At 69.7% G+C, this 14,527-nt stretch carries 16 protein-coding genes and 1 riboswitch; of the genes, 3 read left to right on the forward strand and 13 right to left on the reverse strand.

Translation table 11 applies throughout. The features are described from left to right. Positions 1-30 precede the first annotated feature (30 nt). The 10 genes from bluB to BC358_RS07340 form a co-directional block, all read right to left on the reverse strand. Entirely contained in the window at positions 31-1,155 is a 1,125-nt protein-coding gene (gene bluB, locus BC358_RS22480; protein ID WP_079365297.1) for a 5,6-dimethylbenzimidazole synthase, read from the reverse strand. Beyond that, the gene (locus BC358_RS07300) at positions 1,152-1,934 is read right to left on the reverse strand and encodes a cobalamin biosynthesis central domain-containing protein (RefSeq protein WP_179130027.1); all 783 of its coding nucleotides are present in this window, start codon (positions 1,932-1,934) and stop codon (positions 1,152-1,154) included. The genes bluB and BC358_RS07300 overlap by 4 nt, the downstream gene beginning before the upstream one ends. Continuing rightward, positions 1,931-2,749 carry a precorrin-2 C(20)-methyltransferase gene (gene cobI, locus BC358_RS07305; protein WP_079365298.1) on the reverse strand — a complete coding sequence of 273 codons (819 nt, stop codon included), beginning with the start codon at positions 2,747-2,749 and terminating at the stop codon, positions 1,931-1,933. Before cobI ends, BC358_RS07300 begins: the two co-directional genes overlap by 4 nt. Then, positions 2,742-4,097 carry a precorrin-6y C5,15-methyltransferase (decarboxylating) subunit CbiE gene (cbiE, locus tag BC358_RS07310; RefSeq protein ID WP_079365299.1) on the reverse strand — a complete coding sequence of 452 codons (1,356 nt, stop codon included), beginning with the start codon at positions 4,095-4,097 and terminating at the stop codon, positions 2,742-2,744. The genes cobI and cbiE overlap by 8 nt, the downstream gene beginning before the upstream one ends. Beyond that, positions 4,094-5,293, reverse strand: coding sequence for a cobalt-precorrin-5B (C(1))-methyltransferase (locus tag BC358_RS07315; RefSeq protein WP_079365300.1), 1,200 nt, complete (start codon positions 5,291-5,293; stop codon positions 4,094-4,096). The genes cbiE and BC358_RS07315 overlap by 4 nt, the downstream gene beginning before the upstream one ends. Further along, entirely contained in the window at positions 5,294-5,974 is a 681-nt protein-coding gene (locus tag BC358_RS07320) for a precorrin-8X methylmutase (RefSeq protein ID WP_079365301.1), read from the reverse strand. After that, positions 5,971-6,861 carry a sirohydrochlorin chelatase gene (locus BC358_RS07325; protein ID WP_079365302.1) on the reverse strand — a complete coding sequence of 297 codons (891 nt, stop codon included), beginning with the start codon at positions 6,859-6,861 and terminating at the stop codon, positions 5,971-5,973. Before BC358_RS07325 ends, BC358_RS07320 begins: the two co-directional genes overlap by 4 nt. Then, on the reverse strand, positions 6,858-7,640 hold the full coding sequence (gene cobM / locus BC358_RS07330; RefSeq protein WP_079365303.1) for a precorrin-4 C(11)-methyltransferase: 783 nt from the start codon (positions 7,638-7,640) through the stop codon (positions 6,858-6,860). Before cobM ends, BC358_RS07325 begins: the two co-directional genes overlap by 4 nt. 13 nt (positions 7,641-7,653) lie before the next feature. Then, complete coding sequence (locus BC358_RS07335; protein ID WP_079365304.1) at positions 7,654-8,331, reverse strand: energy-coupling factor ABC transporter permease; 678 nt, start codon at positions 8,329-8,331, stop codon at positions 7,654-7,656. Between the two features lie 236 nt (positions 8,332-8,567). Then, a riboswitch (cobalamin riboswitch) is annotated at positions 8,568-8,809 on the reverse strand. Positions 8,810-9,181: 372 nt separating this feature from the next. Next, positions 9,182-9,466, reverse strand: a complete 285-nt coding sequence (locus BC358_RS07340) for a VF530 family DNA-binding protein (protein ID WP_079365305.1) — start codon at positions 9,464-9,466, stop codon at positions 9,182-9,184. A 94-nt stretch (positions 9,467-9,560) separates the two neighbouring features. Between BC358_RS07340 and modA the strand changes: the two genes are divergently transcribed. From modA to modC, 3 genes are read left to right on the forward strand one after another with little or no spacing between them, the layout of a single operon-like run. Beyond that, positions 9,561-10,316, forward strand: a complete 756-nt coding sequence (gene modA, locus BC358_RS07345; RefSeq protein WP_079365306.1) for a molybdate ABC transporter substrate-binding protein — start codon at positions 9,561-9,563, stop codon at positions 10,314-10,316. Position 10,317: 1 nt separating this feature from the next. Next, positions 10,318-11,007 (forward strand): molybdate ABC transporter permease subunit, encoded by a 690-nt coding sequence (gene modB, locus BC358_RS07350; RefSeq protein WP_079365307.1) that lies wholly within the window; start codon positions 10,318-10,320, stop codon positions 11,005-11,007. Continuing rightward, the gene (gene modC / locus BC358_RS07355) at positions 11,004-12,107 is read left to right on the forward strand and encodes a molybdenum ABC transporter ATP-binding protein (RefSeq protein ID WP_079365308.1); all 1,104 of its coding nucleotides are present in this window, start codon (positions 11,004-11,006) and stop codon (positions 12,105-12,107) included. Before modB ends, modC begins: the two co-directional genes overlap by 4 nt. A 9-nt stretch (positions 12,108-12,116) precedes the next feature. Here modC and BC358_RS07360 read toward each other — a convergent pair whose 3' ends face one another. From BC358_RS07360 to BC358_RS07370, 3 genes are read right to left on the reverse strand one after another with little or no spacing between them, the layout of a single operon-like run. Continuing rightward, on the reverse strand, positions 12,117-12,956 hold the full coding sequence (locus BC358_RS07360; protein ID WP_079365309.1) for an extracellular solute-binding protein: 840 nt from the start codon (positions 12,954-12,956) through the stop codon (positions 12,117-12,119). Next, positions 12,953-13,735 carry a phosphate ABC transporter ATP-binding protein gene (locus BC358_RS07365; RefSeq protein ID WP_079365310.1) on the reverse strand — a complete coding sequence of 261 codons (783 nt, stop codon included), beginning with the start codon at positions 13,733-13,735 and terminating at the stop codon, positions 12,953-12,955. The genes BC358_RS07360 and BC358_RS07365 overlap by 4 nt, the downstream gene beginning before the upstream one ends. Beyond that, on the reverse strand, positions 13,732-14,460 hold the full coding sequence (locus BC358_RS07370; RefSeq protein ID WP_066155557.1) for an ABC transporter permease: 729 nt from the start codon (positions 14,458-14,460) through the stop codon (positions 13,732-13,734). Before BC358_RS07370 ends, BC358_RS07365 begins: the two co-directional genes overlap by 4 nt. Between the last annotated feature and the right edge of the window lie 67 nt (positions 14,461-14,527).

A 14,527-nucleotide genomic window follows, 5' to 3' on the forward strand; every position in this document is an offset into this window, starting at 1 on the left:
GTGACAAGCGAGCGTTGAATGGCAAGGCGATCAGCCCTGCGGCAAGTGTTCCGGTGTGGCGCAACCGCCGGTGTTCCAGGACGGGTCCCAGCCGTTCTCGGTGAACACGGCCGACATCGGACGCGCCTGGCGCCACTGTTGCTGGATGAGCATGGGTGTGTCGTAGAAGCGGTCCACCGGACCGATGCACAGCAGGCCCAGCGGCGCCGCGCCCTCGGGCAGCGCCAGCAGCCTGCGCAGGTCGACAGGCTCGAACAGCGACACCCATCCGAGACCGAGGTTTTCGGCGCGTGCGACCAGCCAGAGGTTCTGGACGGCGGCGCCTGCCGAGCACCAGGCCATTTCGCTCGCCAGCGTGCGGCGACCGAACAGCGTGCCGTCGTCTGGCGCCAGCACCAGGGCCCACAGTTCGGCGCACTCGCGCACGCCTTCCACCTTCAGTGCCAGGAACTCGGCTGCACGGGCCCCCATGGCCTGCGCGGTGCGCATGCGCTCCTCGTCCACGGTGGAGGCCAGCCGCTCGCGCAACGCGGGGTCGGTGATGCGCAGCACGCGCAGCGGCTGCATCAGGCCCACCGACGGAGCGGCGAGCAGCGCCGACTGCAGGCGTGCCCGGACGTCCCCGCCGATCTGTGCACCGGCAGTGAAGTGGCGCATGTCGCGCCGCACCTGCATCAGCGACTGAATGGCTTCCCGCTCGGCGGCCGTGAAGCGGCGGTCGGGATCGGCATGGGCCATCAGTGGCGGGGTCGCCGCGCGAGGCTCCACCCGCGCCACCGACACCGTGGCGTTGCGCCCGTCTTCGCCGCGCAGCCGGTGTTTCTCGACGCACAGGGCCAACGCCTCGGTGGTGCCCGCAGCGAGCAAGGCGGCGGCTTCGGACACCGAGGGGGTGCCGGTGTGGCGGCGCACGGTCTCCGACGGGTGGGGAACGACTACCTCGGCCAGCTGGGTGGCGGGGTAGAAGTGCAGCGGCCAGCCGGCCTGCGCCGCCAGCGCCAGCAGCCCGGGCTCGTCGGCCTTGAGCGTGATGCTGCCCACGCCGGTCACCTGTCGGCGTTGAAGACCGGCCATGGCCAGGGCTTCGTCGACCGCGCGCTCCAGCGTGGCCAGCGGCGTGCCGCGGTCGCAGCCAATGCCCAGGGCCACCTTCATGCCGCGGCCCCGGTGGTGGCGCTGGTGCCCGCGGCCTGTGGCGGGCGGTACACCACCAGCCGTTCGTGCAGCGTCTGCCACAACGCTTCGCCCACCGGGCGGTGGGTGATCCACAGCACCGCCTGGTAGCGACCCAGGTCGACGTCTTCCAGACAGGTGTGGCGGTGGATGTTCTGCGGCAGTGGCGTGGGCCGGGTCCACCAGTGCGGGCTGCCGGCCTCCTGCACCAGGGCGACCGGTTCTTCGTTGACCACGGCGGCGGACACCCGGGTGATGTTGATCTTGGGGGCCTCGACACGCCAGCCCAGCTCGCGGCCCAGGATGTCCACGGGAATGGTCTTGCCCACGTCCGACGCGGTGGTGAGCACCGCCGTGGCACCCAGCAGCGCGGCCACGGTCTCGGCCATGGCGTTGGCGCCGCCCACGTGGCCCGAGAGCACGGGAATGACGAACTGGCCGGCGTCATCCACCACCAGTACGCCGGGGTCCTCGTCCTTGCTCTTCAGGTGCGGTGCGATCAGCCGCACCACTGCACCCAGTGAGACGAAGAACACGATCTGGTCGAAGGCCTGGAAGAGCGACCCGATCTGGTCCTTGAACGCACCCTCGTAGGCCTGCACCGGGTTGGAAAGGCCCTGGGTGGCGTCGGTGAACTTGGCCGTGACACAGAGCGACGCCTGCGGCAACTGCCGCGCCAGCGTGGCCGCCTGGGCAACGCCGTGCTTGGTGATGGCGACCAGGCAGACGCGGGGAGGTGCGTTGGTGATGTCCGGGTTCATGGGGCGGTCTCCAGTGGTGGCGGACCGCTCTTTTTCAGGCAGCCCTTGATGCGCTCGCCGCGCACGCGGCGGGGGTTCTTCACGATCAGCAGCGAGAGGTAGCTGACCTTGCTGCCGCGCAGCGTGAGCAGTTCGGGGCCGGACAGCCGGCGCTCGTCCAGCGCGCCCACACGCTCCACGAAATGCGCGCCGCCCAGCAGGTCGCGCGCCTGCAGCCAGTCCAGCAGGTCCTCGATCAGCGGCTTGATCTTCATCAGCACGAGGGTGTCGAAGTCGGGCAGCAGCCGGTCAACCGCGCCCACGCCGTAGGCGGCCGGCACGATGGCCACTGTGTCGTCCTGTTCGGCAAAGGGTTCGCCGACGTCGGCGCAGGCGGCGGTGAAGGAGTTGACGCCGGCGATCACTTCAACGGACACGCGCTGGTCCAGCCCACGCAGGGTGCGCGCCAGGTGGCCGAAGGTGGCGTAGGTGGACGCATCGCCTTCCACCAGGAACAGCACGTCGCGCCCGGCCTGCAGCCAGGGCAGCACGGTGTGCGCGGCCTTCAGCCAGGCGCGCGCCAGCTTCTCGCCGTCGTGCGTCATCGGGAACAGCAGCGGCGTGTGGGTCTCGGGCGGCGCCAGCCCGGCGCGCTGCACGATGTCCAGCGCATAGCTGGGCGTCTTGCCGCTGCGCACCGGGTAGACCCAGATGGCGTCGCGGCGCTGCAGCGCGGCCCAGGCCGCGCGGGTGATCAGGCCGGGATCGCCCGGGCCGAGCGAGATACCGTGCAGGGTGCCCATGCGGGGGGCGATGGGGGGGGCAAGGTCAGCCATGCGCCGTCTCCTCCGCCGCCACCACCGGCCCGTGTTCGCCGTGGCCCATGGGGCCCACGCCGGCGCACACCAGCCACACCGGATTCTCGGCGGCCATGCGGTGCATGTGTAGGATGGGGCGGCTGCGCGCGGCCTGCAGCTGCAGCACGTCCCAGTCGGCGTTCAGCTGCTGCAGGGCCTGGGTGGCGGTGGCCAGGTTCTCCAGTGTCACGAAGTTCATCACCAGCCGGCCCTGCGGCCGCAGGCGCCGCAACACCTGCGCGATCAGACCGGCCAGCTCGCCGCCCGAGCCACCGATGAACACCGCGTCGGGGTCGGGCCAGTCCTCCAGGCCCTCGGGCGCCTTGCCGTGCTGCAAGGTGTAGTTGCTGACGCCGAAGGCCGCGTGGTTGCGCCGGGCGATGGCGTGGTCGGCCTCGTTCTTCTCGATGGCGAACACATGGCCCTGCGGGCACAGGCGGGCGGCTTCCAGACCCACCGAGCCGCTGCCGGCGCCGATGTCCCAGACCACGCTGTCGGTGCGCAGCTGCAGCCGCGCCAGGCTGACGGCGCGCACCTCCTGCTTGGTGATCAGGCCCTTCTCGGGCTGGCGCTGTTCGAAGGCACTGTCCGCCAGACCGAAGCGCACCGGCTGTGGCCGCGGCCGGGTGCGCCACAGCAGCACCACGTTCAGCTCGGCAAAGCGCATGCGGGCCGCGTCGGCGGGGCTGAGCTGCGCATGCACCTGTTCGTTGGCCTGCAGCAGGTTTTCGGCCACGGCCATGTGGAAGTCGCTGCCCAGACCTTCGGCGAGCAGCAGGCGGGCGATGCGGTCGGGGCTGTTCGCCGGGCTGGTCAGCAGCAGCAGGCGCTGCTCGGCGCGCAGGGCCTGGGCCAGCGCGTACAGGCCGTGTGTGGGCGGGGCGCCGCGCTGCCACTCGCCGGCATCGGCGGCGTGCGCAGAGACGATGCGCGCATCCTGCCAGGCCAGACCGACGCGGGCGCAGGCCAGTTGCAGCGTCGACAGGTTGGGCAGGATCTCCAGCGCGTCCAGGCACAGGTGCTGGGCCAGGTAGGGCGCGATGCCGTGGCACAGCGGGTCGCCGGTGGCCAGCACCACGCAGGCCTGGTGGGCCTCGCGCGCCGCGCGCACCCAGCCGGGCACGGCCTTCAGCCGGCCTGTCAGGTCGTGGGTGACGGCGCCGGCCTTGAGCGTGTGCCGGAACAGCGCCAGCGTGCGCGCGCCGCCGATCACCACGTCGGCCGTGCGCAGGTGGGCCAGCGCGGTGGCGCCGAGGCTGGCCACGCCGTCGTCGAGCACGCCGATCACGCGGCAGCGGTTGGGATCGTGGGAGGGAAGATCGTTCATTCGGTGTCGAAGTCGGAGTGGTGGGTGTGGCCGATGCCGGTGCGGCCGGCCGTGGCGGGGCGGGGTCGCGCCTCGGCGGGGGCCGAACGCACGTCGGCCACCGGCTGACCGCTGAAGTCGCACACCAGCACGCGCAGCGCAAAGGCGTGGCCGTAGCGCTCGGGCGCGGTCAGGGTGTCGATGGCGCGCTGCGCCAGCGCCTGGTGAAAGGCCGGGCCCAGGCCGCGTTCGACCATCAGCTCGGCGCCGAAGCGCGCGGTCTCGGCGGCCGCGATGGCCGCGCAGTCCTCGGCCGTGGCGCCGATCTGTCGGGCGATGTCGGCGACCAGGTCGGTGTCCACCACGTTGCGGTTGGCGTGGGTGATGGTTTCGCCCTGGGCGATCTTGGTGAGCTTGCCCACCATCACGCCCAGCACCACCTCGGGCAGGCCCTGGACCACCACCTCGTCGAGCGCGTAGCGCAGGAAGTCGCCCATCTGCACGAAGCAGGCGGCGGGCAGGCCAGGGCGTTCCGCACGCAGCGTCTGCATGGCAAAGGTCTCGGTGCGGCCGCCGGTGGTCAGCGCCACCACGCCGTGGTCCAGTGTGGCCGCCACCTGGATGCCCTGCACCACACTGGCCCGCCAGGCGGCGGTGGAATAGGGTTTGACGATGCCGGTGGTGCCCAGGATGCTGATACCGCCCAGGATGCCCAGCCGCGCGTTGGTGGTCTTCTTCGCCATCTCCTGGCCGCCGGGCACGCTCACCGTGACTTCCAGCCCGTGCTGCGCGAGCAGGCGCGGCGCGGCCTCGTGCAGGTTGTCGGCGATGTTCTGGCGCGGCACCGGGTTGATCGCCGGCCCGCCCACCGCCAGCCCCAGGCCGGGCAGCGTCACCGTGCCCACGCCGTCGCCGGCCACGAAGCTGATCTCGCCCGCTTGGCCGGGCAGCAGCCGCAGGTCCACCGTGAGGTGGGCGCCGTCGGTGCAGTCCGGGTCGTCGCCCGCGAACTTCACCACCATGGCGTGGGCGCTGTGCGCATCGCAGCGCCCGTCGTGCACGGCAAAACGCACGCGCTGACCGTTGGGCAGCAGGCTCTCCATGGCATCGGGCACCGCACCGGTTTCCAGTCCCTGTGCGGCGGCCCGGGCGGCCGCGGCCGCGCAGGCGCCGGTGGTGAAGCCGGTGCGGGTGCCGCGCGGGGTGGTGCTTTCCATTCAGGCGCCCTCGGCGCGTTGCTGCGCCTCGGCCAGCGCCAGCAGCGCGTGCAGGGCGGCGACCACCAGGGTGGAGCCGCCCTTGCGACCGCGGATGACGATCCAGGGCACGTCGGTGATCTGCGCCATCAGGTCTTTCGACTCTGCGGCCGACACGAAGCCCACCGGCATGCCGACCACCAGGGCCGGGCGCACGCCATCCTCCACGATCAGCCGCACGAGTTCGATCAGCGCGGTGGGCGCGTTGCCGATGCCGACGACGGCGCCCTGCAGCAGGCCCAGGCGGTGTGCCTTGCGCATGGCCTGCACGGCGCGGGTGGTGTTCTGTGCCTGCGCCTGCGCAATCACGTCGGCGTCGCTGATGAACTGGTGCGTGGCCATGCCGAAGTGCGCCAGGCGCGGCCGCGACAGGCCCGAGCAGATCATCTCCACATCGGCCACCACGGGGGTGCCGCCGCGCAGCATCGCGGCCACGCCCGCACGCACCGCGTCGGGGTGGAAGTCGGTCAGGCCGTTGAACTCGAAGTCGGCGTTGGCGTGGATCATGCGCCGCACGATCGGCCATTGGTCTTCGCTGTAGCCGTGCGGGCCGGCCTCGGCGTCGATGATGGCGAAACTGTCGTGCTCGATGGCCTGGCCGGCGTCGGTGAGCTGCTCGGTGACGGTGTTGACGGTGCTCATGCAGGTTGCACCTGTGCGGTGTGCGGATGCACATGCACGGCGGTGTGCGTGTGCTCGTGCGAATGCCCGTGGCCCAGGTCGTGCGCGATCTCGCGGTAGCTGCAGCCGTCGCAGGGCAGCCGGCTGTCGGGTACGCCGGCCAGCAGGTCGTGCACGCGCTGTTCCAGCAGACCGAAGATTTCCTTCTCGAAGCCGAAGTGCGTGCCGCAGGCAAAACGGATCTGCGGGTATTGCGCGCGCAGGTGGTCCACCTGGCGGTGGATGCGCTGCATCAGCGTGCCGGTGTAGAGGTAGTAGGGCAGCACCACCACCTGCCGCAGACCGATCAGCGCCTGGCGCTGCACCACGCGCTCCAGCCGCGGCCAGGTGATGCCGGTGAAGGCCAGGTCCACCAGCTCGTGGTCGCTGTCCTCCTGCAGCCAGCGCGCCATCCGTGCCATGTCGCCGTTGGCACCGCGGTCCGACGAACCCCGGCCCAGCAGCACCACGCCGGTGGTGGTGGGGTCGGGCATGTCCAGCGAGGCCATGGCCTGGCGCAGGCGGCGCTTGAGGATGGCGAGGATGGGGTCGCAGGCGCTCAGGTGCGGGCCGTAGAGGAACTCGACGTCGGGTGCGTGCCCGCGGGCGTGCTCGATGGCTTCGGGAATTTCCATCTTGGCATGGCCGGCGGCGTTCAGGATCAGCGGCAGCACCAGCACGCGGCGCGACGACTGCGCCGCGGCCAGCAGGCCGTCGTGCAGCGAGGGCGCGGCGAATTCGATGAAGCAGACCTCGATGCGCCAGGCCGGTTGGCGGGTGCGCCACTGGTCGACGAAGTCGCGGATTTCCTGGTTGCCGGAGTCCTCGCGCGAGCCGTGGCCCACCAGCAGGATCGTGGTGTCGTTCATGTCGTGGCTTTCCTGAAGCGGTGTGTGAAGCCCGGGTCGTAGAGCCGGGACCTGGTCAGCTCGGGCCAGTGGCGCGCGCCCAGCGTGGGGCTGGCGATCACCATGGCCTGGCTGACGATGCCGGCGTCGCGGCACTGTTGTTTGATGGTGGCCAGCGTGCCGCGCACGATGCGCTCCTCGCCGGGCCAGCTGGCCTTGTGCACCACCAGCACCGGCGCGTCGTCGGGCCAGCCGGCCTGGCGCAGACCGGCCTCCACCTTGTGCAGCAGCGTGATGGACAGGAAGATGCACAAGGTCGTGCGGTGCGCCGCGAGCGCCGCCAGGTCCTCGCCGTCGGGCATGGGCGTGCGGCCCTCCACCCGCGTGAAGATGGTGGTCTGCGTGACCTCGGGCAGGGTGAAGCTCTCGACCGCCGCCGCCGCCGAGGCCATGGCCGAGGACACGCCCGGCACCACCTTCACCGGCACACCGGCCGCATCCAGCGGCTGCACCAGTTCGATGAGCGTGCCGTAGAGGGCCGGGTCGCCGGTCTGCAGGCGCACCACGGTGTCGCAGCGCGCCGCGTTTGCGATCAGCCAGGCCGACATCTGCTCCAGCGTCATGTCCTTGCTGTCGGCGATGAGGCAACCCGGCGGTGCCCAGCGGGTGGCCGCCTCGTTCACCAGCGAACCGGCGAACAGGAGGGCCCCCGCACGCGCGATCAGGTCGCGCCCCTTGACCGTGACCAGGTCCGGATCGCCCGGACCCGCCCCCACAAACCAGACCGTTCCTAGGCCCATGCTGCGCCCCCGGTCAGGCGGCCTGGTGCAGACGGCGCTCCACCACCGCGCTGCCCTGCAGGCCGCGCAGCGTCTTGGCCAGTGCGAGCACGGCCAGGTCGATCAGGGGCTCGGCCAGCACCACGCTCATGTAGGCGGCGCCGAAGCTGCCGATGCTCACCAGGTTGTCGACGCCCAGGCCACGCCCATAGAGCGCCCAGAAACCCACCCACAGCACGATGCCGCCCTGGTAGGCCAGGGACAGCTTCAGGGCCTGTCTGTAGCGCAGGTCCACATAGGCCATCTGGTCGGGAATCACGCGCCGTGCCAGCGCCGCGGTGGCGAACAGCGGTACCAGCAGCGTGGTCAGGTTCATGCCGTACTGCGGCAGGTCGAAGGGTGCGAAGAACAGGCCCTGGACCAGCAGGCCGCCGGCCAGCCCGATGGCCGCTGGTGCCGCGCCGAACAGCAGCATCAGCGTGGTGCCCAGGATCAGATGAACCTCGGACACGCCCACCGGGTGGTGCGGCAGCACCTCGAAGAAGCAGAACACCAGCGCCGTCGCCAGCAGGGCCCGCAACAGCAGGGCCGCTGCGCCGTCCTTTCTGAACGTGTCGGCCGACAGTTTGGCCGTGTAGCCGATGCAGGCGGCCGCGGTGGCGTAACTCAGGGCGAGCTTGGCCCCGTCCACCAGACCTGGTTCGATGTGCATGAAGTGACTCCTTGGGTTGGATGCGTTGGACACAACGCGGTTGAAAAGTCGGCAAAGACCCAAGGGAGAGGCGAGGACAGGTTCCAGCGGCGAACGGGCAGCCCCCGGCGAGCGCACGCGCAGGCGCAGGCGCTGGCACAGACTCGCAAAAACATGCGAAGGGACGACATGAGGACACCGGCGAAGACCCCTCACCGCCTTCCCCGACGGTGTTTGGGTAATGCGGCTGCGCTTTGGGGCGCAGCCTCCTTGTTGGCCGGTATCCGGGCTGGCAGAGCGTTTCCCAAAGCCTTCCCGGTGTGACCCAGTGGCGAAATTTTGAGAAATGGGGGCCTTGGCAATGCCTTGGACCACCCGTCTGCTTACCGTTGCGGGGGCAGCGCAGGTTAGGTTCGTCCGTGTGGGACTCGCCCTCCTGCTTCCCGTTGAACTGCAATGCCTGAACAGCACTGCGAGCACCAACAGTTTTTATTCTATACCCCGAAAAACAGCTCAAGGCCTTTTGAGGGGCGACGTTGCGATATCAGATCCCGTGCATCGGGACATAGAGCACCTGAGAGCCATTCGTCGTAGATGACATGGGCACTCTGAATTCCAATGCTGCGATCTTGAAGCAAGGGTGCTGGGTGAGTACTGTTTCGCGGCTGAGCGGCACCCTCGGGATCAGTGCCATCACACAGGTGGGCGCAACTTGCTTGTTGCCGATTCATCCCAAGGTGAAGCTCGTCTTTGGACAGGACCGCTGAAGGTATTTGAATGACCGCCTCGTCTACCAAAGCAGTCCTGGAGCGGATACCCCCGAACCACGGCAATCGCTGCTTTGCCGCCAATGACACGGCGGCCTTGCTCCTCAGCCACCGCCCTGGGAACCTCTGACGCCACCCCGATGCGACCGCCGCGCCTCCCGCAGCATGAACAGGTAAAGCCCCTCCACCTTCTCCCGCGCCCATGGCGTCTTGCGCAGGAACGTCAGGCTGGACTTGACGCTCGGGTCGATCGCGAAGCAGCGGATGGGGATGCGCCGCGCAAGCTCGTCCCAACCGTAGTGCGCCTCCAGTGCGCGGACCATGGCCTCGAGGGTCACGCCGTGGAGGAGGTTGCGGGGCTGTTCGGCCGGCGGTGGTGCGTCTGTCATGCCGCGATTCTGCCCGGCTGGCCACGCGCTACACTCGCTATTCCATTTTGGGATAACGATCCCCGCCACCATTCCGCTTCACACCGAGGTGCCCATGCGTCTGCTGCTCTCTGCCCTTTCCGTCCTGCTGTGCACCGCGTTCACGCACACCGCCGCCCACGCCGCCGAAGCCCAGGTGGCCGTCGCTGCCAACTTCGCCGAGCCGATCAAGGCCATCGCCGCGGTACTGCAGAAGACCAGCGGCCACACGCTGAAGATCTCCACCGGTGCGTCGGGCGCGTTCTACACGCAGATCAAGAACGGCGCGCCGTTCGACGTCTTCCTCTCGGCCGACAACGAGCGCCCCGAGATGCTGGAGAAGGACGGTCTGGCGCAGTCGGGCACGCGCTTCACCTACGCCACCGGCAAGCTGGTGCTGTGGTCGGTCAAGCCCGGCCGGGTCGATGGCCAGGGCGCGGTGCTCAAGGCGTCAGACCTGGGCAAGGTGGCCTTCGCCAACCCCAAGACCGCGCCCTATGGCGCCGCCGCGCTGCAGGTGCTGGACAAGCTGGGCCTGAAGGACGCGCTGGCGCCGAAGCTGGTGCAGGGCGAGAGCATCGGCCAGACCTTCAACTTCGTGAAGACCGGCAACGCCGACGTGGGCTTTGTGGCGATGTCGCAGGTGCTGGAAGGCGGCCAACTCAAGGGGGGGGCGATGTGGGTGATTCCGCAGACCCATTACGACGCCATCCGGCAGGACGCGGTGTTGCTCAAGCGGGGAGCGAACAACGAGGCTGCGAAAGAGCTGTTCAAGCTGCTGCAGAGCCCGAACATCAAGGACCTGATCCGCAGTTACGGCTACGACCTCTGACATGTTCCTCACCCCGGACAACCTCCAGGCGCTCTGGTTGACCTTCAAAGTCGCTGCGCTGACCACGCTGATCCTGTTGCTGCTGGGCATGCCGCTGGCGTGGTGGCTGGCGCGCTCGCGCAGCTGGGTGGCCAGGCCCGTGGGCGCGCTGGTGGCGCTGCCGCTGGTGCTGCCGCCGTCGGTGCTCGGGTTCTATCTGCTGGTGGGGCTGGGGCCGAACGGGCCCATCGGCGCCTGGATGGTTTCCATGGGCCTGCCCACCCTGCCCTTCACCTTCACCGGGCTGGTGGTGGCCTCGGTGTTCTATTCGCTGCCGTTCATGGTGCAGCCCATCCTCAACAGCATGCAGGCCCTGGGCGAGCGGCCGCTGGAGGCGGCGGCCACGCTGCGCGCCTCACCGCTGGACCGCTTCTTTCATGTGGTGCTGCCGCTGTGCCGGCCGGGCATCGTGACCGGCTGCATCATGAGCTTCGCGCACACGGTGGGCGAGTTCGGTGTGGTGCTGATGGTGGGCGGCAACATCCCGGGCGTGACGCGGGTGGTGTCGGTGCAGATCTTCGACCACGTTGAGGCGCTGGAGTATGCCGACGCCCACCGGCTGGCGGCGGTGATGCTGGTGTTCGCGTTCGTGGTGCTGATGACGCTGCAGGTCTACAACGCGCGGCAGGCGCGCCGGGTGCGCACCTCATGAGCAAGACCACACTGACCCTGAACGCCCGCCTGGACCGGGGCGACTTCGCGCTGGACGTGCGGCTGGCCCTGCCGGGCCACGGCATCACCGCGCTGTTCGGCCCCTCGGGCAGTGGCAAGACCACCTGCCTGCGCGTGCTCGCCGGGCTGGAACGCCAGGCCACCGGCGCGGTGGTGGTGGCCGGCCAGACTTGGCAGGACAGCGCGCGCGGCGTGTTCCTGCCCACGCACCGGCGCGCGCTGGGCTATGTGTTCCAGGAGGCCAGCCTGTTCGACCACCTGACGGTGGAGGGCAACCTGCGCTTCGGCTTCGACCGCACACCGGCCGCGCAGCGCCGGCACGACTGGCGCCACGGGCTGGAGCTGCTGGGCATCGGCCACCTGCTGCAGCGCCGGCCGCACGAGCTCTCGGGCGGCGAGCGCCAGCGCGTGGCCATTGCCCGCGCGCTGGCCACCAGCCCGCAGCTACTGCTGATGGACGAGCCGCTGGCCGCCCTGGACACGGCGCGCAAGGCCGAGATCCTGCCCTGGCTGGAGCAGCTGCACGAGGCGCTGGACGTGCCGGTGGTCTATGTGACGCATTCGCTGGACGAGGTGGCGCGGCTGGCCGACCACGTGGTGTTGCTCGAAGAGGGCCGGGTGCTGGCCGACGGCCCGCTGGCCCAGATGCTCACGCGCAGCAACCTGCCGCTCGCGCGCGGTGACAGTGCGGTCTCGGTGCTGCAGGGCCACTGCAGCGGCTATTCGCCCGCGGACCAGCTCGCGGTCTACGACATCGACGGTGGGCAATTGCTGCTGCCGCAGTCGCGCCAGGGCGTGCCACAGCCTGGCACGCGCGCGCGCCTGCACATTCAGGCGCGGGATGTGAGCCTGTCGCTGGTGATGCCTGCGCAGACCAGCGTGCTCAACGTGCTGCCGGCGGTGGTGGACAGCCTGACGGACAACGCCCCGGCGCAGGTGGTGGTGAGCCTGCGCCTGGGCGCCGACGGCCAGGGCGCCACCCTGCTCTCTCGCATCAGCAGCCTGTCGGCCCGGCGCCTGGCGCTGGCGCCGGGTCAGCTGGTCTACGCCCAGATCAAGGGCGTGGCGATGGTGCGCTGAGGCGCACTGTCATTTCGTGGCGTTCGGAAAGAACAGCTGCTCGCCGCCGATCTTGTACTCGGCGATGGCCTTCTGGCCGGCGGGGCCGGTGACCCAGTCGACAAACTTCTGGCCGTCGGCCGTCTTCACCTGCGGGTGCTTGGCGGCGCTCACCAGCATCACGCCGTACTGGTTGAACAGGCGCTTGTCACCTTCCACCAGAACGGCCATGTCGGCGCGGTTCTTGAAGTTGAGCCAGGTGCCGCGGTCGGCCAGCACGTAGGCTCCGCTGCTCGCGCCGATGTTCAGGGCCGGGCCCATGCCGCAGCCGCATTCCTTGTAGCCGCTGCCCTTGTTGGCATCGGTGTCGGTCATCTTCCAGAAGCGCAGCTCGGCCGCGTGCGTGCCGCTCTTGTCGCCGCGCGAAACGAAGGGCGCATTGGCGGTGGCGATCTTCTTGAGCGCGGCCACGATGTCGTTGCCCTTGGTGCCGGCGGGGTCGGCTTTCGGGCCGATCAGCACGAAGTCGTTGTACATGACCTCCTGGCGTTTGGCGGCGAAGCCGTCGGCCACGAACTTCTCTTCGGCGGCCTTGTCGTGCACGAACAGCACGTCGGCGTCGCCGCGGCGCGCCATGTCGATGGCCTGGCCGGTGCCCAGCGCCACCACCTTGACGTCGATGCCGCTGGCCTGCTTGAAGGCCGGCAGGATGTGGCCGAACAGGCCCGACTGCTCGGTGGACGTGGTCGAGGCCACGACGATGCTGCTCTGGGCCAGTGCGGAAGTGGCGCCCAGCAGGCCAGCCGACACGAGGCCGGCAGCGGTGAGCAGTTGCACGACGGTGCGACGGGAAGTGGTGAACGACTTCATGTGGTTTCTCCTTTGACAAAAGCACTGGCCTGCGGAAAGCGCTCTTCCAGCAGGGATTGATCAAAAAACTGCTGCACGGGCAGGTCGGCCAGCACGCGCCCCTGCTCCATGTAGACCACGCGGCTGGCGAGGCGCTTGACCTGGCCGAGGTTGTGGCTGGCGAACACCAGCGTGGGCGGCAGGTGGCCAGGCACAGGCGCTTCGTCGCCGAAATCAGCGATGAGCGCCTCGACATCGCGCTTGGCGTGTGGGTCCAGGCTCGCGGTGGGCTCGTCCAGCAGCCACACATCGGGCCGCAGCGCCCAGGCCCGCGCCAGCGCCACGCGCTGCTGCTGTCCGCCCGACAGCGCGCGGCCGTTGCGCTCGGCCAGCGACGCCAGCTGCACGCGCTCCAGCGCCTGTCGGGCGCGTTCCTTGGTCTGTCCCCAGGGTACGCCGCTGAGCCACAGGCCCAGCTGCAGGTTGCGCCGCACCGACATGCGCAGCATGTGCGGGCGCTGGAACAGCATGGCGATGCGCGAGGCATGGGGCACCTCGCGCCGGCCCTGCGCGATGGGCAGCAGGCCGTGCAGCGTGCGCAGCAGCGTGCTCTTGCCGCAGCCGTTGGGGCCGACCAGGGCCACGCGCTCGCCCGCGTGGATGGCCAGCGTGATGTTCCGCAGCGCCTCCACCTGCGCGGCGGGCCCGAGACTCACGTGGACCGACGCCAACGTCAGCACGGCCGGCGCTGCGCCCGCGCTGCCGAACACCTCGCCCGTCGCGGAGAGTTCCACCTTCATGTCGTGGCCATCCGCAGATCGCCACCGTCCAGGTGTTCGCGCCAGCGGCGCAGCAGCGCCACCAGGCTGTTGAGCAGCAGCACCACCGCCAGCAGCACGATGCCCAGACCCAGCGCCAGCGGCAGGTCGCCCTTGCTGGTCTCCAGCGCGATGGCGGTGGTCATGACGCGGGTGAAGCCGTCGATGTTGCCGCCGACGATCATCACCGCGCCCACCTCGGACACCGCGCGGCCGAAGGCGGTGATCAGCACCGTGAGCAGCGCGTAGCGCTCGTCCCAGGCCATCAGCAGGCTGCGCAGGCCCAGACCCGCTCCCAGCGAAGACAGCTGCTCGCCGTGGCTGCGGTCGGCGTCTTCGACCACCTGGCGCGTGAGCGCAGTGACCAGCGGCAGCACCAGGATCGCCTGCGCCAGCACCATGGCCTGGAAGCTGAACAGCCAGCCCAGGAAACCCAGCGGGCCGGAGCGCGAAAGCAGCAGGTAGATCACCAGGCCCACCACCACCGACGGAATGGCCAGGAAGGTGTTGAGCACGGTCAGCACCATCGGCCGCCCCGGGAACCGCGCCACCGCCAGCCAGGCGCCGAGCAAGAGTCCCAGGCCGCAGGCAAACAGGCAGGCCGTGGCGCTCACGGCGAGGGAGCGCGTCACGATCGCCCAGAGACTGGCATCGCCCGAGAGGATGAGTTCGAGCGCGGTGACTGCGCTATCGGAAAAAGTGTTCATACGTTGCGCCGCAGCATAAGCGGGCGCTACGGGTTTGAGAGTACGTGGCAACTCGGTATGAACAAAT

The organism is Hydrogenophaga sp. H7, from assembly GCF_002025745.1.
In the GTDB taxonomy this organism is placed as follows: Bacteria; Pseudomonadota; Gammaproteobacteria; order Burkholderiales; family Burkholderiaceae_C; genus Hydrogenophaga; species Hydrogenophaga pseudoflava.